Below are 20452 nucleotides of genomic sequence, written 5' to 3'. Positions count from 1 at the left end.
CTTTCTCAAAATAATATCACCTCTTTTCCTACGAAATCTATATAATTTTTAATCTTTATTCGCTATATAGCGACATGTTTGATGAGAGTTTTAAATATGATGTAAATAACAACAACTCATTTCAGGAGGTCATTATGAAGGCGATCATTTGCACACAGTATGGACCACCTAACGTTCTTCATCTTCAAAATATAGAGAAACCTACACCTAAAAAGAACGAAGTATTAATTAAAATTCACGCAACAAGTGTAACGACTGGAGATTGTAGAATACGCGGCTTTAATAGCCCCCTCTTATTTTGGATTCCTATGCGGATCATATTAGGTTTCAGAAAACCGAGAAAACCTGTACTCGGCGTAGAGTTATCCGGTGAAATCGAGGAAGTAGGAACAGATGTAACTCAATTTAAAAAAGGTGATCCAATTTTTGCATTAACAGAACTAAACCTCGGTGGTTATGCCGAGTACACATGCGTACATGAAAGTGGATTAATAACATTAAAACCTACCAATGTGACGTATGAAGAAGCGGCAGTTATTCCTTTTGGTGGAACTTCAGCATTACATTTCCTGAGAAAGGGCCGTATAAAAAAAGGGCAACAAGTGCTCATATATGGTGCCTCCGGATCAGTAGGAACAGCTGCTGTACAACTTGCTAAATATTTCGGCACGACCGTTACGGCTGTTTGTAGTAATTCAAATTTTGAACTCGTGCAATCTTTAGGAGCTGATAAAGTAATTGATTATACGAAAGAAGATTTTACTAAGCAAGGCAAATGCTACGATATTATATTTGATGCAGTTGGGAAGTATAAAAAATCCCTTTGTACAAATACATTAACACCCAATGGAAAATATGTATCTGTTAATGGAATGATGGCCAAGGTAAGTAAAGAGGATATGATTCTATTAAAAAAACTAGTCGAAACGGAAAAACTAAAGCCCGTTATTGATAGAACTTACCGATTAGAAGAAATTGCTGAAGCTCATATGTATGTGGAAAAGGGACATAAAAAAGGGAACGTTTCGATTACCTTAAAATAAAATATATTCAGAAAATAATATTGACAATTCTTTTTGTAAGATTTACTATTAGTACCATATTTAAAAACTACATACACATACTCTTATCAAGAGTGGCGGAGGGACTGGCCCGATGATGCCCGGCAACCGAGCTTATAACGTATAAGCTAAGGTGCTAATTCCTGCAGAACGATTTTCGTTTTGGAAGATAAGAGAGGAACCTATTTCGTCTATTCGGCACCTCTCTTATTTTTGAGAGGTGCTTTTTATTTTGGAACGTATATTAAGGGGGAATTATAGATGAAAAAGGTGTTATTAAGTATTGTAAGCGGAGCTGTATTATTGTTAGGTGCATGTGGTGCTAATTCTGATAAAGAGGTAAAAGCATTAGATGAGAAAAAGATTACTGTCGGTGTAACAGGCGGACCGCATGAACAAATTTTTGAAAAGGTAAAAGAAGTGGCAGCAAAAGATGGTCTCGAAATTGATGTAAAGGTATTTAATGATTATGTAGCGCCAAACGTATCTTTAGATGAAAAAAGCCTCGATGTAAATAGCTATCAAACTAAATCTTACTTAGACGTATTTAAAGCTGAACGCAACATGAAATTAACTGAAGTATTTTCCACAGTAACATTCCCTATGGGTGTATATTCTAAAAGCTTAAAAGATGTAAAAGAATTAAAAGAGGGCGATGCAATCGCTGTCCCAAATGATCCAACAAATGAGCTTCGTGCTTTAAAGCTATTTGAAAAAGCAGGTGTTTTAAAGGTTGATCCAAAAGCTACAGAAAAAGCGACTGCAAAAGATGTAATTGAAAACCCGAAAAATTTAAAGATTGTTGAATTAGAGGCATCTCAATTACCAACACAACTAAGTGAAGTAAAGGCAGCTGCAATTAATACAAACTTTGCATTAGGTGCAAAATTAAGCCCAGCGAAAGATTCTATTTTCCGCGAAGGAAAAGATTCACCATATGTGAATTGGGTCGTTGTTCGTACCGAAAATAAAGATGATGCTGTTGTTAATAAATTAAAGAAAGCTTATCAATCTAAAGAAGTAAAAGATTTCATTGAGAAAAAATTCGATGGTTCTGTTTTACCGTCTTGGTAGGAGCTGACTATAATGATTGAATTAAAAAATGTCTCCAAAGTATTTACAACAAAAAAAGGGAATGTTGAGGCTCTTAAATCAACTTCCCTTAAAGTAAAAAAGGGCGAAGTATTTGGAATCATCGGATATAGTGGCGCTGGTAAAAGTACATTAATCCGTTGTGTAAATTTATTAGAAAAACCAACGACAGGAGATATCATTGTAAATGAACAAGAGTTAACAACCTTATCGACAAAAGAACTCGCAAAGGCGAGAAAAAAGATCGGCATGATTTTTCAAGGATTCAATTTACTTAAAACCGTTACCGTTTATGAAAATATCGCACTACCCTTACGTCTATCTGGTCTTCCCAAAAATGAAATTGAAAAAAGGGTAGAAAAGTATTTACGCATTGTTGATCTCTTTAATAAAAAAGATGCCTATCCAAGTGAATTATCTGGTGGTCAAAAACAACGTGTAGCGATCGCTCGCGCACTATCTCATGAGCCTGAAGTTTTATTAAGTGATGAAGCAACGAGCGCATTAGATCCGGAAACGACCGATTCTATTCTTGATTTATTATTAAAGATCAACGAAGAAATCGGAATTACGATTTTGCTAATTACACACGAAATGAATGTCATCCAGCGTATTTGTGACCAAGTTGCTGTAATGGAACATGGGGCGGTAGTCGAAAGTGGAACCGTAAAAGATATTTTCACAAACCCACAACATGTAACAACGAAGAAATTTGTAAATAGCGCGTTTGCAGCTAAAATTCCAGAAGATGTACAGAAAGAACTACAAAGCACCGGGGAAATCGTAACACTTTCATTTATAGGAACCGCTTCAGGAGAACCAGCGTTAGCTATCGCTACAAAACGTTTCCACGTATATCCGAATATTTTATCAGGCAATATTACGCAGTTAAAACATGAGGCATATGGAAAACTGATCGTTCATATGCAAGGTGAAAAAAGTGAAGTACACCGTGCCTTATCATTTTTACAAGAACAAGGGATCATCGTAGAAGGAGGTAGAACAGATTATGGGAAACAAGTCCTTTTTGGATGAGTGGGGTAACGTAATATGGGAAGCAACAATTCAAACATTTCAAATGACATCTATTTCACTACTTATCTCTATTCTTATTGCATTACCACTCGGTGTCACACTTGTTTTAACGAGACCTGGTGGACAGCGAGAAAATAAAATTATCTATCCTATTCTTAATACAGTTATTAATATCATTCGTTCTCTTCCGTTTATCATTCTATTATTCTTCATTTTACCTTTTACAAAGTTTCTAATGGGAACGTCCATTGGCGTGCAAGGTGTTATCGTACCACTGGTGGTCTTCACAGCCCCTTACATTGCCCGTTTAATGGAAACTGCTTTATTAGAAGTGGATCGCGGTGTCATTGAAGCATATCAAGCAATGGGAGTCTCTACTTTAAAAATCATTTGGCACGTTATGGTTAAAGAAGCTTGCCCGTCTCTCGTACTTGGATTAACAATCGCAACGATCGGCTTAATCGGTGCAACAGCAATGGCTGGACTTGTAGGTGCTGGCGGCCTTGGTGATTTAGCATATCGATTCGGACATTTACGCTATGAACCTGAAGTAATGTATGCAACAGTCTTTATTTTGATTATCCTCGTTCAAGGATTACAGTCTTTAGGGAATGGTGTTGCACGAAGATTGAAGAAAGATTAAAAAGAAGGTATCTCATTGAAATGAGATACCTTCTTTTTAATTATAAAATTATCTCTTAAATCCACCTTCTGAATGAATAACTTGCCCTGTAATCCATTCGGCTTCTTCGCTCACTAAAAACTTAATAAGTCTTGCTGCATCCTTTGGCTCACCAATTCTGCCGAAAGGAAACATCGGTCTTAATCCTTGCTTTATCTCCTCAGTCATCCATCCTGTACTAGTTGGACCTGGATTAATTGCATTCACTGTTATCCCTAAATGGGCCACTTCCGCTGACAACGTACTAGTAAGAGCGTCAATTGCTCCCTTCGTTGTTGCATACGCTAATTCTCCTGCCATAGGTCCTTTAAATTGTCCCGACGTCATATTCACAATTCTACCACCAGATTTCTTATCAAAACCTTGGGCAAATTGACTACTTAACAATGTAGTCGCACGAACATTTACCATGTAGTGCTTATCTAGTTCTTCAGCAGTCAAATTAGAGAAATCATTATTTGTAGAATATGCTGCATTATTAATTAATATATGAGGGTACCCTAATTGTTCAGTAACTTTATTTATAAGCTGATTTGATGCATCATTCTGAGTTAGATCTAACTCCATGCTCGATACTTTGACACCGTTTTGTATCAACTTTTCATTTAATTGTATTTGTTCATTTTTATCAACGCCCCAAGGCATCTCTTTATCGTATTCTGTCCAATACGTAAAAAATATATCGTATCCAGCCTCTGCTAACTCCGTGCAAATAGCTGCTCCTATACCGTCTAGACGACTAACACCTGTAACAACAGCTACTTTATTTTTCAATTGATTCATCATATACTCCTCCAAGTTTAAAGGACGCATATTTTATATAAGAGATATAAATTCCCCCACATAGGCATCTATCCTTACAAAGGGGATGTACAAGCTAAATATGCATTCCTTGAATGATTTACAGATAGCTAAATAAACCCTCACTTACGAGAGAAAAATTCATCTATCTAATTTCTAATCATTACAAGTTCATCCACATATCGAGTCTTTGTCCCCCTTTCAATATATCTCTATTATTTACTCTAACAAAAAGATTCAATATTTAAAATAGAAAAGATAATCTTCTCTCTCTTTTGGCGGAAAAATATTGTAATTACCTATATAAGCTTTAACTATGTTTCTATTAAAAATAACCATTAAGATATCAAAATAATAAAAACAATCAGAAAAACACTGGTAAATACTGGTTCACTTTCTTATAATAAAACGTGGGGCTAATGTGAGAGATATAAAGGGTCTGATTATACAGACCCAACTGGTTTTAAACAAATAGGGGGAAGAAACATGTCAAAAAAATTACTTTCTTTATTTTCTACACTAATCGTAGCAGCTTTTGTAATAACTGGATGTGGTCAAAGCGATACGACAAATAAAGAACAAAAAGAAGATGTAACGCAAGAAAACAAAACAGAAAAAACGGATACAACGAAAGAAAATAAACCTGAAGAAAAAAAATCCGAAGATAAAAAAGTTGAAGATAAAAAGCCTGAAAATACAGCTACTAGCTCAAGCGATTACTCTAAGCTGATTTCCTATATGGAAAAAGAAACAGGTGGTAAAACAAAAGTTCTTTTTGAAAATAAGGAACCACAAGTCTATAAAGCTGAAGATGTTTCAGTAACAATGAATGGTTATACATTAGTTGAATTAAATGGATTCCATACAAACTTCGACATTCCGTTTAATCGTCAAACAGAGGGCGGAGTTATTCTTGTACACTACAGCGTAAAAAATAGTTCAGCTAAAGATATTTATTATATGCCAGCATTGGACATGTCATTTACTGGTGCTCAGAAAGCATATAGTAACTATAGAGATTTAATTCCAACAGAAGATCAGCTACCAACTAAGCTTGCTCCAACGAATGATTACTTAGTAAAAGCAGGAGAAACTATTTCTGGTTATATCGCTTATCCATTCGGAAAAGATGATCTAGCAAAAATTTCAAATCTCTCAACGGTCTCAGTCACAGTCCCAACTGCACAAGCTAATAAAGGAAAATTTGATGCTCCAATCGGAAGTCCTGGAAGCTTTTCATTAAGTTTAAACAAACAAGGTGCTGAAAAGGTTGCAACAGATAACACTTTCTACCAAGATAAAGCTACAGCTAATAACATGGGCGATAAAAAAATGTTAAAAGAGAAATCAAGTATTAATAACAGCCAAGAATTAGGCGCTGTTAATGTTACATTAGACGGATACCAATTCACTCAATTCACACCAAATTCCGTCGAAGCTCCACGCTTTGCAAATTTTAAAAACGGTCTTGTTCTGTTAACAGTAAAATTCAAGCTTGATAACAAAGATGCTCAAGACGTTTCACTATCTCCTATAAGCTCTACATTAAGAGTGAATGATGGTACACAATATACGATTAATGAAGGTATGCTATTAAATTACGACTATAACGCTGCAGTTAAAACTGGAACATCTGGAGAATTGCTGCAAGTATATATTTTAGACCAAGAGCAGTATGAAAAGATTTTGAAAGACAAAAGCTTCGAGATTGAGTTAGGACCTATGAGAAATAAAGAAGCAAAAGATATTTCACAGGGTAAAAAAGCTAAATTTACATTACCTAAATAGATTACTAAACATATAATAGAAAAGGCATATAACATATGATTGTTATATGCCTTTTCTATTTGTATAAAGAACAAAATTTTAATTTAAGTGTATACATTTATCATTACCTATCCGTTGTATAAGTGTAGGGAGGAAAAGTGATGGGAAAAGAAAATATATTGACCTCCTATCTTATCAATTTAGGAGAGGAAGTGTTCAAACTACTATTAGCGAAAGGGGCTATAAAAGAAGATGCAGAAGACATCATCCAAAATACCTTCTATAAAGTATACACATTGCTAGATGATCTAACCGAGGGTAACATACGTCCATGGTTTTTCAGAGTCGCATTAAACGAATACATTGACTTGAAAAGGAAAAAAGAGCAACAAAACATCTATTTAACTGAAGAGATTTATTCAAAATTACAATATACCGACCGAGAATTAGACGCTGTTTTAAATAAAGATGAGATTTTCTATCTATTAAAAGATATAAAACTAGAATATAAAGAAGCCTTCTTTTTAAAGTACTACTACAACTTTTCATATGAGGAAATCGCCCTAATACTAGATATTCAAGTAAACAGCGTCAAACAGAAGTTACATCGTGCACGTAAAGCAGTTCACTCAAAAATAGGAGGAAAACCTTAATGGATACTTCTTTAAAAGATGCATTAAAAAAAGCTAAAAGAAAACAGTTATTTAAAAATATTATTACCTCTATTATCGTTGTAATCATACTTATCCCTATATTTTATAAAGTTGGCAATTACTTCGCAGCAAAAAGCTCTACGAAGCTTCACGAAAAACTCTTTTTACATAACGCAATTGCAGAACCGAATATACAAATTGATTCTCAAGTAACGAGTAGTTCATCTATGTTTGGCGGCAATATCACATCCAATCGTTCTAAAAACATTAATGGTTACGTAGTGCGATGGAATACACTGACAAGCCCTTACGATTGGTTTCGCTCTAACATCGATTACAATGAGTTAATACCAGGAACTCATTGGGGTAGGTCTAATAAAGAGTCTTATAATTACGATAAACAAACGAAAAATAAAGTTGCTACATTTTATAATCCGGCCATCAAGGAATATTACGATGGAGTCAAAAATGAATTAAGTGCAGTTTCCAAAATGGAAAACTATGTTGCGGAAGTCGCTATCTCTTTCGATCAACCTTATACATTAAAAGAAATTCAAACAAAAATACCGGTTAACTTAAATATCGTATGGCTATATATGGTCTCACCTATTAGAGATGAGAGCGGAGGCCCTGCTGGTATGCCAGTTTACGGATTTGAGCCAGGAACCCCTCCCGAAGAATCGTACAAAAGGTTCTTTGATTCCCTTAAACAATATAATGATGGGTATGACAAGGACATTCAAAAATTTTTAAAATCAAACGAAAACAAACCATTCGATCAAGTGAAAATCTTAGGGGTTGTGCTAACAGGAAAAACGGAAAACTTTAAGGAATTAGAAAACCAAGACTTTATTCGCGGTGCTTCTGTAGGGGCTACTGCACAAGTTGTTCCTTATATAAAACCAGAGAAATAATAAGGAAAAGACAAGATAAACTAATAGTAGCTAGTTAAAAGAACGTACATGAATCTGTTTACTATGGGAGCAACCTATTTTAGTGGAGAGCTCCCTTCATGTATTATTCATCCTCCAAACAATATATTTCCAAATACTTTATGTACAAATGAAAAATCATAATTTTTGTTCACACTTTATCCATTGTGAATTTATTCACAATGGATATATAATAAACATGTAAATACAATACATTGGAGGGATTTCAATGGTTATCAATTTTTTAAGAACTGATAAACGCGCTACTTTCATATTATTATTTTTACGACTTTACATAGGATATGCATGGCTCGCTGCTGGAATAGGAAAAGTTTTTGGACAGTCTTTTGATGCAAGTGGTTTTCTAAAAGGAGCTATCGCTCAAGCATCAGGTGACCACCCTGCAGTACAAGGTTGGTGGGCAGATTTTCTTCAACATTTTGTTCTTCCAAACGCAGACCTATTTAGCTTTTTAGTTCAATGGGGAGAAATTTTAGTAGGTCTAGGTTTGATTTTGGGTGGATTAACAAAAACAGCTGCATTTTTCGGCATCATAATGAACCTTTCATTTTTATTAAGCGGAACTGTTAGTGTAAACCCAAACCTACTTATTTTAACTATGTTCATTTTAGTTGCAGGACATAATGCTGGACGTATTGGATTAGATGGTTATGTTTTCCCAAAACTTTTCAAAAAAAATAACCGTGAAGCATATAAATTAAGTAAAACTGCATAAGAATAGTTCATCTTTTAAATATAAATAAGGAAAGAGCCTACATTCAGGCTCTTTTCTCATTTACACCAAAATATTTCACAGTTTGCCTTATCCGAAATGTTAAACTCAATCATATATAACCGGATAAATGTGTACGACTTTATTTCAAGCACCTAAAAAGCTTAAAGACTAAAACAAGCCATTATAAAACCCTAAAACCTTTCATACTTTCTCCAAGAATATAGTGTGAAAACCACATCAAATTCTGCTTCATAATAGCCACATTAATTCCTGGCTGATCAGAACTATATGCCATTCCTTTAAAAATAATTAATTCTGTATCAACTTCCATATCCCTTAACCCTTGATATAGCTCATATGCATTGGAAGTTGGAATCCTTGCATCCTTTTCGCCATGTTGGATTAAGGTAGGCGTACAGGCTGATTTAATATACGTCATTGGTGATGTTTTCGTATATATCTCTGGATCATTCCATGGAGTATTTCCTAAATGCATTCTAATAAAGTAAGGTATATCTGTATTCACATAATGGGTACTCCAGTTAGTAATTCCACCTCCAACTGAAATAGCTTTAAATCTATTACTAAATGTAGAACAGAAAGCTGATATATATCCCCCGTTGCTCCATCCCATAACCCCTACTCTATCTTTATCTGCAATCCCTTGCTCAACTAGTTTATCCACTCCAGATATAACATCATCGTAGTCAGCAATTCCCTGTTTTCTATAGTTGGCTTTTAAGAACTCATTACCATAGCCAGAACTTCCTCTATAGTTTGGCTCTAAAACTATAAAGCCTTTTTCGATAAACTGCTCAATCGGATATTTCTCATTAAAACAGTCTGAGAATATCGGAAAAGATGCCCAAGCCGGACCACCATGGATTACTACTAATAAAGGATATTTTTTGTTGGCATCAAAATCTACTGGGGTTGATAAAACACCCTTTATTTCAAAACCATCACTACTTTGCCATGAGATTATTTCCCTGTTACTTTTCAGCTTCCCTTTAAAAAAGCTATTTTCATCCGTTATTTTTTTATCGTCTAAATAGATTTCAAAGGTTTCATTTGTTATGGCCTTACTATAGGATATATGACGTCCATCCCTTGTTATAGAAGCATCCATTATAAAGCCATCTACTTTGTCACTTAACATTTCCACAGTGCCATCTTCGCATAGCAACCCAATGAGATAATTAGTTTTATCCTGCCATCTAATTAAAATCCCCTTATCTGTCCACTGTAATGGCATAACCGTACTATCAAAGTTTGTTAGAGGCTGAATTACCTCTCCAGTATTCATATCATATATCTCTAATGTACTTTCTTGTATATGGTTTCTATAGTACTCCTTCTCCCTTATGCTTGCTGAGTAACATATTTTGCTGCCCTCAGGAGAAAAGCAAACGCTCCCGCCCAACAACTTATCTACATTCATCTTTTGTAGTTCCTCAGCTTCAACATCTAATATGTATAGATCACCATTCATATGATCGTTTAGGCTTGGTGTAGCCATAAATACAACCTTTGTCCCATCATTTGAAATATCAAAGTTATGTATATAAAAATCCTTACCATTCGTTAGTTGATAAACACTGCTAACCTTCCGTTCCCCTTTATCATTTTGTATCCCTTTTTCTATTTCAACGTAGTATAAACAATTATTCCGATGTTCCTTACCTACATGGTGGAAATCTCCATATCGTTCCTTACGCTTCTTTATTTCCTCACATTCTTTTGACTGGGCAACATAATAAAAACCTTTACCAGTAGGCTCCCTTTTGAATGTATTAACTCCTTCCTTCTCATCCGTAATTTGAACCTTACTACCACCATCTATTGACTTAACAAAGATCTGATTTGTATTAGCTCCGTCACCGCCTTGACTAAGGTATGCAATAGTCTTAGAATCTGGAGACCATAATGGATGTGTGCTATCTATATCCCCATCTGTTAGTGGGTAACTCTGCTCTTTATCCTTTTCATATATCCATACATAATTTCTATACGTATTGTCTTCCCAGTTAGCTGTCTTCTTTACAAATGCTACATTTTTGCCATCGTCACTTATGTTTGTACCTGATAAGGTTGGTAATGAAATAATCTCTTCTATACTTAGATATGTTTTTTCATTCATTTTCATTAATAAACCCCTTCGTAATGTCTAGTAATCTAATTTGTTCAATAAAGTGAAACTCTAATCAGTGGTTTTTTTCCATCAACGAATATCTGAAATAACAACAGAAAATTCAGTTAAATAAAAGTAATTCCATCCCAAATTCAATAAAACCTCATGTTGTCTGCCGGTTTTTATACTTTTTAAATCCCATTGACCGATCTAATGAGGGATCATCTTGAATTTCAAGACAAGGCTGATAATCTCTCCCACTGCCAGTTCCTTGCCCCTCTTTAATCCACTTATCGATTTTAGATGTTCTTTTTTTTCGACACAAAAATGCCCCTTTAGATAATCATATCCAAAGGGGCAAAGCTTCACAACTTTTTTATAAACGTCGTGACTTTATTTTAAATTTACAATAATCTAGTTACTCTACCAATCTCCTACTCAACAGTAACAGATTTAGCTAAGTTACGTGGCTTATCAACGTCACATTCGCGGTGAAGTGCTGCGTAGTATGAGATAAGTTGGAATGGAATAACTGCTACTAGCGGTGCTAGTGCTTCGTGTACAGCTGGTAATACGAAGCTGTCACCTTCCATTTCTAAGCCTTTCATTGAGATGATACATGGGTTAGCTCCGCGTGCTACTACTTCTTTCACGTTACCACGAATTCCAAGGTTTACGTGCTCTTGTGTAGCAAGTGCGATAACTGGTGTACCGTTTTCGATTAAGGCAATTGTACCGTGTTTTAATTCTCCTCCAGCAAATCCTTCTGCTTGGATGTAAGAGATTTCTTTTAGTTTTAACGCACCTTCTAAACCTACGAAGAAGTCTACGCTACGTCCGATGAAGAAGCAGTTACGCGTTGTTGCTAAAAATTGTTTTGCTAATGCGTCCATTTCTTCTTTTTGATCACAAAGTTCTATCATTGCATTTGCTACAAGTCCTAATTCGTGTGTTAAATCAAAATCAAGAACTTCGCCTTTTGCTTTAGCAATGTCCGCAGCTAAAATTGAAAGTACCGCAAGCTGTGCTGTGTAAGCTTTCGTTGATGCAACTGCGATTTCTGGTCCCGCGTATAACGGAAGTGTATAATCAGCTTCACGAGAAAGCGTAGAACCAGGTACGTTTGTAATCGTTAATGCTTTATGACCCATTTCATTCGTTTGTACAAGTACTGCACGGCTATCAGCTGTTTCACCACTTTGTGAAATGTAAATGAAGAATGGTCTCTCTGTTAATAATGGCATGTTATAAGAAAATTCACTTGCTACATGCACTTCAACTGGCATTTTTGCAAACTTCTCGATAAATTGTTTTCCAACAAGACCTGCATGATAACTTGTTCCACATGCAATGATGTAAATACGATCGCTATCTAAAATTGCGTTACGGATATCTTCATTCAGTTCAATCTCGCCATTTTCATCTTGGTACTTTTGAATTATATTACGGATTACAAGTGGTTGCTCATCGATTTCTTTAAGCATGAAATGAGGGTATGTTCCTTTTTCAATATCACTTGCGTCTAATTCCGCTGTAAACGGTGCACGTTCAATCGTTTCACCTTGTAAGTTTTTAATTGTAATACTTTCTTTCGTTACGATTACGATTTCTTTATCCATTAACTCAATAAATTGATCTGTAACTTGTAACATCGCCATAGCGTCGCTCGCCACAACATTAAAGTTGTCACCAACACCTACTAATAGCGGGCTTTTGTTTTTAGCAACATAAATCATGTTTGGATTTTCAGCATCAAGTAATCCGATTGCATAAGAGCCATGTAAAAGAGATAGCGTATTACGGAACGCTTCTTCTACACTTAGTCCTGTGCTCACTTGTTGTTCCATAAGTTGCACGATAATTTCTGTATCTGTTTCACTTACGAACGTTACATCTTGTAAATATTCCTTTTTCACTAACTCATAGTTTTCAATTACACCGTTATGAACTAGTGTAAAGCGTTTTGATGTACTTTGATGCGGATGCGCGTTTAGTTTGCTTGGAACACCGTGTGTAGCCCAGCGTGTGTGACCGATTCCCACGCTTGCTGCTACGTTCTCTTCTACGACTTCGCGAAGTTTTGCAATACGGCCTTTTTCTTTGTATACAACAACACCGTTCTCTGCTTGTACTGCAATACCTGCTGAATCATATCCGCGATATTCTAGCTTTTCTAAACCTTTTAATAAAATTTCCTTTGCATCTTGCTCTCCAATAAATCCTACGATTCCACACATGTTTAGTCGCCGTTACAAATGCTTACACTGCTTTGCGAACATGTAACGACATAGTCCGATACCATTTATTTATATTAAAAAAACGGATTACATATTGCTAGCCCTGTAAGCTTGTAACGGCTTTCACCTTCCTCTCGATTGGGTTAAAGTCCGTATATACTTATACAGCTAGTATTCATCCGTTCCTTTTCTCTCATCACACTTTCACCTTTGTCCACTAAGTCACCTTAATGTTTTAAGTAAAAGATTGCGGTTGTGATGAACAACCGGGAGTCATCCGCCGAAATCTCGATAAACTCCACCTCGTCAACTACACTACTTGTAGTTCTGGCGCTTTTATAATTTACAATATTTCCTTTGAGAAAAAGAACAAGACCATCGTATAACAAACAATATAAATCGTCAATGAAATTTTTTTCATTGTCTATAAAACATATGAAAAAGGAGCACTTCTTGTGCTCCTTTCAAAACAAATTTGGTAAATTATTCAGCTCCAACTTCCGCTTTCACAACTTCTACAATACGATGTACATACCCATCACAAATTTCTTGTGTCGGTGCTTCTGCCATTACACGAATAAGTGGTTCTGTTCCAGATGGACGAACAAGAATACGACCGTCTCCGTTCATTTCTTCCTCTACAACACGAATAATTTCTTTAATTTTCTCGTTTTCTAATGCTAGTTTTTTATCTGTTACACGAACGTTTACTAGTAATTGTGGGAATTTTGTCATCTCGCCTGCAAGCTCAGATAATGGCTTTTTCGTCATTTTCATGATGTTTACAAGTTGAAGTGCACTTAACATTCCATCACCAGTTGTAATGTAATCAAGTAAGATAATATGACCTGATTGTTCTCCGCCCAGGTTATATCCACCACGTTTCATCTCTTCCATTACGTAGCGATCACCAACTGCTGTTTTATCACTTGTAATATTGTTTGCTTCAAGCGCTTTGTAGAAACCTAAGTTACTCATAACTGTTGAAACAACTGTATTATGTTTCAATTGACCAGTTTCTTTCATATACTTCGCGCAAATAAACATAATTTGATCGCCATCAACGATGTTTCCTTTTTCGTCTACTGCGATTAAACGGTCTCCGTCACCATCAAAAGCAAGACCAATGTCAGCACCTTTTTCTTTTACTAATTCAGCTAACACTTCTGGATGCGTAGAACCTACTCCAGCGTTAATATTCATACCGTTCGGTGAAGTTCCCATTGTTGAAATATCAGCTTCTAAATCTGCAAATAAATATGGAGCTAAAGAAGATGTAGCACCATGTGCACAATCTAAAGCAATATGTAAACCAGAGAAATCTTCCTCTACAGTTTGTTTAATGTATTGTAAATATTTTTGTCCACCTTCAAAGTAATCACTCACTTGTCCAAGGTTAGTACCTGTTGGACGTGGTAGCTCATCAACTTCTTTGTCTAATAACGCTTCAATTTCTGCTTCTTGCTCATCTGTTAATTTAAATCCATCTGAACCGAAGAACTTAATTCCATTATCTTGTACTGGGTTATGAGATGCAGAGATCATAACACCTGCTTGCGCCCCTAAAGCTTTTGTTAAATAAGCCACACCTGGTGTAGAAATAACACCAAGGCGCATTACTTCCGCTCCAGTTGATAATAGGCCTGCTACTAAAGCTCCTTCTAGCATATGTCCAGATACACGTGTATCACGGCCAATAATTACTTTTGGACGATCTGTATCTTTTGTTAATACATAGCCACCAAAACGTCCTATTTTAAAAGCTAATTCAGGTGTTAATTCCTTATTTGCAACCCCGCGTACTCCGTCTGTACCAAAATATTTACCCATTATTATTCGCTCCTTTTTCGTGCTCTTTTTGATTATCTACTGTTGGTTCTTGGCTCGTTTCTTGGCCATTTTCTTTTTCTTTTTCTTTTTCTTTTTCTTTTTCTTTTTCTTTTTCTTTTTCTTTGTCTTTGTCTTTTTCTTTTTCTTTTTCTTTTTCCTGATCCTTTTCTGGATCTGGTTCAGGATTTTTTGGTTTTTCAGTTTGATTTTCTTGATTGTTTTTTGAATCTGGTTGTTCAATATTACCCTGTACTTCTTTATCCGGCTTTTCTTTCTTCACAATTGTGACTTTAGCACTTTTTTGTTTTGCTTCTATCGAAATATTACCAGGACCACTCACTTGAATAGAAACATCTTTCGTCCCCGGAGATACATTTTGAAGATTAATCGCCGCTGTTATTTGAGCAGCTGTTATTTTATCTACTATACTTGCTTCTCCTGAAATATCAACGCTTATCTTTCCATCTTGTGGCGAAAGTAGCTGCGCAGTAACATCATTCGGAATTCCACTTTTTTGAATCGGGATACCATCAATAGTTTTACTTTTCGTTTGTTTTACCTTTTGTACCCCTACGGAAACCTTCACTTGATTTGGTTTTGCACTTGTTACACCTTTTGGCAATAAAACAGAGGCATCGAATGTTGTAGAATCCGTCAATTGACTAAAATCTACCTCGACCCCCTCTATAGATTGTATATTATCCAAAATGTCTTTTGGACCTGCTATCGTTACTTCTCTCGGCTCAACGCTAATATTTGTAACAGTCAATCCTTCTGGCAAACTCCCCTTTTTCGTATACGTCACAGGAACAGTTTTTTCAGTATTATTGGCCGTAGCTTGCGTCGCCACATTCAATGTTACACTAATTTTAGATGGACTCGTTCTTACATTTAAACGTTTTCCTTCTTTATTGTATAATGTAACTTCGGCTGTTTTTGTAACAGTTTTATTAACACCTTTTAAATCAATATACGCCTTAGCAGATGAAATACTTTCGATTTCTTCTTTCGTCCCAACTACCTCAACAGTATCAGGTTTAATGTTTGATTTTTCGAGAGTAGCACCCGCTGGCATCTGATCCTCATTTGATAATTTTAAGTCTACATGAACATATTTTCTCGCTTTTTCATGAAGAGTAACTTTGATTGTTGCTGGTTGGACTGTTCCTTTCACATCATCTGGAAGCCCATTCGCTTTTAAAGAAACTTCATAAGTTCCTTTTTGACTATCTCGCAAATCAACTGATATATCAAATTGTTTTTTTGCTTTCGCTGTAGCAACTGCTGATTTTGGACCTTCCAACTTCACCTTAACTCCACCTGATGGAATACCACTTACAATATATTTCTCTTCATCATACTTCAGGGTAATAGGATAATCAGTTAATGTTTCTTTCGTTTCATTTACGAAAGGTAATATACTCGATGTCGTATTTTTTTCAGTTAAAGTTGCTGACATGAAAAGCATACACGCCAATAGTAATGAGATTCCTTTTAAAAACCAATGATTCTCCATTAACTTATCCATGACGCTTTCTCCTCCAATTCCATAAAGACGAAGAAGTCGTTTTTTCGTTCCCACTAAATTCTGCTAACAACATGTCCTTCAACTGTTCTGTCTTCAAATCACGATGTAACTTACCGTTTTTCGTTAAAGAAATTTGGCCTGTTTCTTCCGACACAACTACTGTAATACTATCAGTGACTTCACTAACTCCCATTGCAGCGCGATGCCTAGTTCCTAACTCCTTAGAAATAAAGGGGCTTTCTGATAACGGAAGGTAACATGCTGCTGCTTTAATTGTACTTCCCTGCATAATTACTGCTCCATCATGAAGAGGGGTATTAGGGATAAAAATATTAATGAGTAATTCCGATGATACATTTGCATTTAGCGGAATACCCGTTTCTACATAATCATCCATCCCGGTCTCTTTTGACAAAGTAATTAGTGCACCAATTCTACGTTTTCCCATATATTCCGTTGCTTTAGCTATCGCTGTTGCAACAATTTCAGGTTCATCTTCCCCCTGATTTCCCACACGCGAAAATAAGCTACCCCGTCCTAGCTGCTCAAGTGCTCTTCTCAATTCTGGCTGGAAGATAATAATAACGGCTAAAAATCCCCACGTTAATACTTGTTCCGTTAGCCAATATAGCGTATGCAATTCAAGTAAAATACTAATCATCCGGACGACAATAATAACTGTAATACCTTTTAAAAGTTGCACAGCCTTCGTGCCCCGAATTATAAGAATTAGCTTATATATAATAAACCATACAACAGCAATATCTAATGCCGTACTAAGATATTTCAAAATGGTCGTATCTTCAAAAGGCATGCTAACCCTTCCTCCTACTTACGAGCAATTCTATCCATATATTGAAATATTATTTTATGCTCTATCTGTATGTATTTCCAACAACTAGTTAATTATACCATACATGAACCAAACGACAATTACAAACGCCCCCCTTTAGCTTAAATTGGTAAGATGTCAAACTTTATTATCCTACAGTATAATATAAGTCATTATTATACGCCTATTTTCAAATAAAAAAAGCAACTTCTCAGTTGCTTTTCTTACATTTATTTTAGTTTTTCACCGAACAAAGAACCCATTAAAGCAACCGCTGTTGTTGCTGTTCTGTTTCTCTCATCTAAAATCGTATTTACTTCAACAAATTCAGCAGATGTAACAATATCAGCTTCTGCTAACATTTCCATCGCTAGGTGGCTTTCACGATAAGATAGACCACCAATTACAGGTGTTCCAACTCCTGGTGCGTCATGAGGATCAAGCCCATCTAAATCTAATGATAAATGAACACCGTCAGTATGAGATAAATACGCAATTGTTTCTTCCATAACAGCCGTCATACCCATACGATCAATTTCATGCATTGAGAATACTTTAATGCCTTCTTCACGAATAAAGTCCTTTTCTCCTTCATCTAATGCACGTGCACCTATAATTACAACGTTCTCTTTTTTTACTTTCGGGTATGCCCCGTATAAATCTACAAGTGAAGAATGTCCATAACCTAAACTTGCAGCAAGTGACATACCGTGAATATTTCCAGATGGTGATGTTTCTTCTGTATTTAAATCACCGTGTGCATCATACCAAATAACACCTAAATTTTTATAATGTTTCGCCACACCAGCTAGCGTACCGATAGCAATACTATGATCACCGCCTAATACAAGTGGAAAACGACCTTCTTCTATAATATGATCAACCTTAGTCGCTAGTTCATTACATACAGTTGCAACTTGAGTAAGGTTTCGTAACTTTGTATTTTCATCTACTTCTTTTTCTCTCTCTATACATATATCTCCCATATCTTTTACGTCATATCCAATTTGTTCAATTCTTTCAACTACCCCTGCATAACGGATCGCGCTTGGTCCCATATCAACCCCGCGACGCATCTGTCCTAAATCCATTGGAACTCCAATAACTGAGATTTCTTTTTTCATAGATAGTATCCCCCTTTTATGCCTTCACTAAATATTTTAAATCTTTTATATAGTCTGACTCAACTCGACATTTTTCTGCATGGATATACATTTTATTCACTTATATTTACGTTGGACTCCCGATTTTCAAACTATTCTATGTATAAAGTTAACTTAATGAACCAACTAACTTTTCTATCAGCTAATATTTTTATCCGTGCCTTTCTCCATCAATACCTAGAATTACACAAAATATCCTCAAATAACTGAATTTAAAAAACACTTCTACACTTAGAAGCGTTTTTCTGATGCTAGTTTCCACACTGCTGCAATATTTCTCGCTGTCATTTCTATATTCTCTTCTGCCCTTTTATATGCCTCTTCTAATGTCATTGGACTTGCTGTAATACTAAATACTGCATCAATTCCCTTTTCATAAACAATTGTATAGTTCGGAGATACAGATCCACCAATAGCAATTACAGGAATATGACGGCATTTCGCCCGCTTCGCGACACCAACAGGAGCTTTTCCATAAGCTGTTTGTTCATCTATCCTTCCCTCACCAGTTACAATAAGATCGGCACCCTCTATACACTTATCAAAATTTGTATAATCTAATACAATTTCAATCCCTTTTCTTAGCTGTCCCTTTAGTACTGCAACGACAGCGGCTCCCATTCCTCCAGCTGCCCCTGCACCAGGTATTAGGGACACATCAAAAGATACGTACTGTTTAAGTATATTAGCATAATGTTTTAAATTCCCGTCTAGCTCTTTCATCATCTCTACATTCGCACCCTTTTGTCTCCCAAATACAAAAGACGCTCCCTTTGGTCCAACTAATGGATTGTCGACATCACATGCTGCTTCTAGCTTTATATCCTTCAAACGTGTATCCATACGAGAAAGGTTAAGAGCAGTAATCAAATGTAATGTTCCTCCAGAGGGCTCAATTACTTCACCTTTCCTATTAATAAACTCTACGCCTAAAGCAGACAACATACCTGCCCCACCATCATTTGTAGCACTTCCTCCAAGCCCTAAAATAATGTGTTTAGCTCCTTGATCTAATGCATGTAATATCAGTTCACCTGTCCCTTTTGTCGTTGTAATAAGTGGGTTTCTCTTTTCAATTGGAACGTGTTGTAATCCTGATGCTGCCGCCATTTCAATAAATGCTGTCTCCTTATCCTTAGACATACCATAATAGGCTTGCACACTCTCCCCAAGCGGCCCTGTCACATTAAGTGATATAATTCCCCCCATTGTAGCACCAACAAGAGATTCGACCGTTCCTTCACCTCCATCTCCAATTGGTACTTTAACGTACTCTGCTTTAGGAAAAACTGCTGCAAAGCCCCTTTCAATAGCTTCACATACCTCTATAGCTTTCAGGCTTTCTTTATATGAATCCGATGCAATGACAACTTTCATAATTATCCCCCCTTATTCAATCCTTTTTTTTCATTTTAAACGATATACGGAAAAGTTTCCTTTTTGAGTGGAATTTAAACACAAAAAAAGCTTACATCAAATGATGTAAGCTTTTCCTATTTATATGGAGCCTAGCGGGATCGAACCGCTGACCTCCTGCGTGCAAGGCAGGCGCTCTCCCAGCTGAGCTAAGGCCCCTTAGTAATTAAGCGGAAGACGGGATTCGAACCCGCGACCCCAACCTTGGCAAGGTTGTATTCTACCACTGAACTACTTCCGCGAAAATGGTGAGCCATGAAGGATTCGAACCTTCGACCCTCTGATTAAAAGTCAGATGCTCTACCAACTGAGCTAATGGCTCGTAAATGGCTGGGCTAGCTGGATTCGAACCAGCGCATGACGGAGTCAAAGTCCGTTGCCTTACCGCTTGGCTATAGCCCATTAATATTTACTAGTATGGTTATCTTTTCAAAAAAATAAACCCTCTCAGGTTATTTTAAAGAAAATGGTGGAGGGGGGCAGATTCGAACTGCCGAACCCAAAGGAGCGGATTTACAGTCCGCCGCGTTTAGCCACTTCGCTACCCCTCCGACAT

Annotated in this window: 16 protein-coding genes, 5 tRNA genes, 1 pseudogene and 1 riboswitch; of the genes and pseudogenes, 8 read left to right on the top strand and 14 right to left on the bottom strand. The window is 36.3% G+C overall.

Annotated elements, in window-relative coordinates; translation table 11 throughout:
* Positions 1–134: 134 nt before the first annotated feature.
* The 4 genes from NSS74_RS24900 (at position 135) to NSS74_RS24885 (ending at position 3831) form a co-directional block, all read left to right on the top strand.
* Positions 135–1043, top strand: a complete 909-nt coding sequence (locus NSS74_RS24900; protein WP_149190080.1) for an NAD(P)-dependent alcohol dehydrogenase — start codon at positions 135–137, stop codon at positions 1041–1043.
* 80 nt (positions 1044–1123) lie between these two features.
* A riboswitch (SAM riboswitch) is annotated at positions 1124–1237 on the top strand.
* A gap of 85 nt (positions 1238–1322) precedes the next feature.
* Positions 1323–2135 carry a MetQ/NlpA family ABC transporter substrate-binding protein gene (locus NSS74_RS24895; RefSeq protein WP_000756967.1) on the top strand — a complete coding sequence of 271 codons (813 nt, stop codon included), beginning with the start codon at positions 1323–1325 and terminating at the stop codon, positions 2133–2135.
* Positions 2136–2147: 12 nt separating this feature from the next.
* Positions 2148–3188, top strand: coding sequence for a methionine ABC transporter ATP-binding protein (locus NSS74_RS24890; RefSeq protein ID WP_002140121.1), 1041 nt, complete (start codon positions 2148–2150; stop codon positions 3186–3188).
* Positions 3163–3831, top strand: coding sequence for a methionine ABC transporter permease (locus NSS74_RS24885; RefSeq protein WP_340814447.1), 669 nt, complete (start codon positions 3163–3165; stop codon positions 3829–3831). The genes NSS74_RS24890 and NSS74_RS24885 overlap by 26 nt, the downstream gene beginning before the upstream one ends.
* 48 nt (positions 3832–3879) lie before the next feature.
* Here NSS74_RS24885 and NSS74_RS24880 read toward each other — a convergent pair whose 3' ends face one another.
* Positions 3880–4656 (bottom strand): SDR family oxidoreductase, encoded by a 777-nt coding sequence (locus NSS74_RS24880; protein ID WP_340814445.1) that lies wholly within the window; start codon positions 4654–4656, stop codon positions 3880–3882.
* A gap of 501 nt (positions 4657–5157) precedes the next feature.
* On the opposite strand from NSS74_RS24880, the gene NSS74_RS24875 reads away from it, so the two are divergent.
* From NSS74_RS24875 to NSS74_RS24860, 4 genes are all read left to right on the top strand, one after another.
* Positions 5158–6459, top strand: coding sequence for a DUF5068 domain-containing protein (locus NSS74_RS24875; protein WP_061689452.1), 1302 nt, complete (start codon positions 5158–5160; stop codon positions 6457–6459).
* A 140-nt stretch (positions 6460–6599) separates the two neighbouring features.
* Positions 6600–7091 (top strand): RNA polymerase sigma factor, encoded by a 492-nt coding sequence (locus tag NSS74_RS24870; protein ID WP_002029371.1) that lies wholly within the window; start codon positions 6600–6602, stop codon positions 7089–7091.
* Complete coding sequence (locus NSS74_RS24865; RefSeq protein WP_340814443.1) at positions 7091–8005, top strand: sigma factor regulator N-terminal domain-containing protein; 915 nt, start codon at positions 7091–7093, stop codon at positions 8003–8005. Before NSS74_RS24870 ends, NSS74_RS24865 begins: the two co-directional genes overlap by 1 nt.
* 247 nt (positions 8006–8252) lie before the next feature.
* Entirely contained in the window at positions 8253–8759 is a 507-nt protein-coding gene (locus NSS74_RS24860) for a DoxX family membrane protein (protein ID WP_002029373.1), read from the top strand.
* A 181-nt stretch (positions 8760–8940) separates the two neighbouring features.
* Here the strand turns inward: NSS74_RS24860 and NSS74_RS24855 are convergent, their stop codons facing one another.
* The 13 genes and pseudogenes from NSS74_RS24855 to NSS74_RS24800 form a co-directional block, all read right to left on the bottom strand.
* Positions 8941–10905, bottom strand: coding sequence for a S9 family peptidase (locus tag NSS74_RS24855; RefSeq protein WP_149190079.1), 1965 nt, complete (start codon positions 10903–10905; stop codon positions 8941–8943).
* 419 nt (positions 10906–11324) lie between these two features.
* Complete coding sequence (gene glmS / locus NSS74_RS24850) at positions 11325–13127, bottom strand: glutamine--fructose-6-phosphate transaminase (isomerizing) (protein ID WP_002029375.1); 1803 nt, start codon at positions 13125–13127, stop codon at positions 11325–11327.
* Positions 13128–13139: 12 nt separating this feature from the next.
* Positions 13140–13324, bottom strand: a pseudogene (locus tag NSS74_RS28025) (hypothetical protein).
* Positions 13325–13610: 286 nt separating this feature from the next.
* Positions 13611–14957 (bottom strand): phosphoglucosamine mutase, encoded by a 1347-nt coding sequence (glmM, locus tag NSS74_RS24845; protein WP_002029377.1) that lies wholly within the window; start codon positions 14955–14957, stop codon positions 13611–13613.
* The gene (locus NSS74_RS24840) at positions 14950–16485 is read right to left on the bottom strand and encodes a CdaR family protein (protein WP_340814442.1); all 1536 of its coding nucleotides are present in this window, start codon (positions 16483–16485) and stop codon (positions 14950–14952) included. Before NSS74_RS24840 ends, glmM begins: the two co-directional genes overlap by 8 nt.
* Positions 16478–17299 (bottom strand): diadenylate cyclase CdaA, encoded by an 822-nt coding sequence (cdaA, locus tag NSS74_RS24835; protein ID WP_002124707.1) that lies wholly within the window; start codon positions 17297–17299, stop codon positions 16478–16480. Before cdaA ends, NSS74_RS24840 begins: the two co-directional genes overlap by 8 nt.
* 248 nt (positions 17300–17547) lie before the next feature.
* The gene (gene rocF, locus NSS74_RS24830) at positions 17548–18441 is read right to left on the bottom strand and encodes an arginase (protein WP_002029355.1); all 894 of its coding nucleotides are present in this window, start codon (positions 18439–18441) and stop codon (positions 17548–17550) included.
* Between the two features lie 270 nt (positions 18442–18711).
* Positions 18712–19857 carry a glycerate kinase gene (locus NSS74_RS24825; protein ID WP_002124706.1) on the bottom strand — a complete coding sequence of 382 codons (1146 nt, stop codon included), beginning with the start codon at positions 19855–19857 and terminating at the stop codon, positions 18712–18714.
* Positions 19858–19982: 125 nt separating this feature from the next.
* Positions 19983–20055 (bottom strand) — tRNA-Ala (locus NSS74_RS24820).
* Between the two features lie 10 nt (positions 20056–20065).
* A tRNA-Gly gene (locus tag NSS74_RS24815) sits at positions 20066–20137 on the bottom strand.
* A 5-nt stretch (positions 20138–20142) separates the two neighbouring features.
* Positions 20143–20218, bottom strand: a tRNA-Lys gene (locus NSS74_RS24810).
* A 5-nt stretch (positions 20219–20223) separates the two neighbouring features.
* Positions 20224–20298, bottom strand: a tRNA-Gln gene (locus tag NSS74_RS24805).
* Between the two features lie 65 nt (positions 20299–20363).
* Positions 20364–20447 (bottom strand) — tRNA-Tyr (locus tag NSS74_RS24800).
* Between the last annotated feature and the right edge of the window lie 5 nt (positions 20448–20452).

Source organism: Bacillus sp. FSL E2-8868 (genome assembly GCF_038005505.1).
GTDB lineage: Bacteria > Bacillota > Bacilli > Bacillales > Bacillaceae_G > Bacillus_A > Bacillus_A mycoides.
Note: the sequence above shows the minus strand (reverse complement) of the source record. Positions and strands in the feature narration are given on the sequence as shown.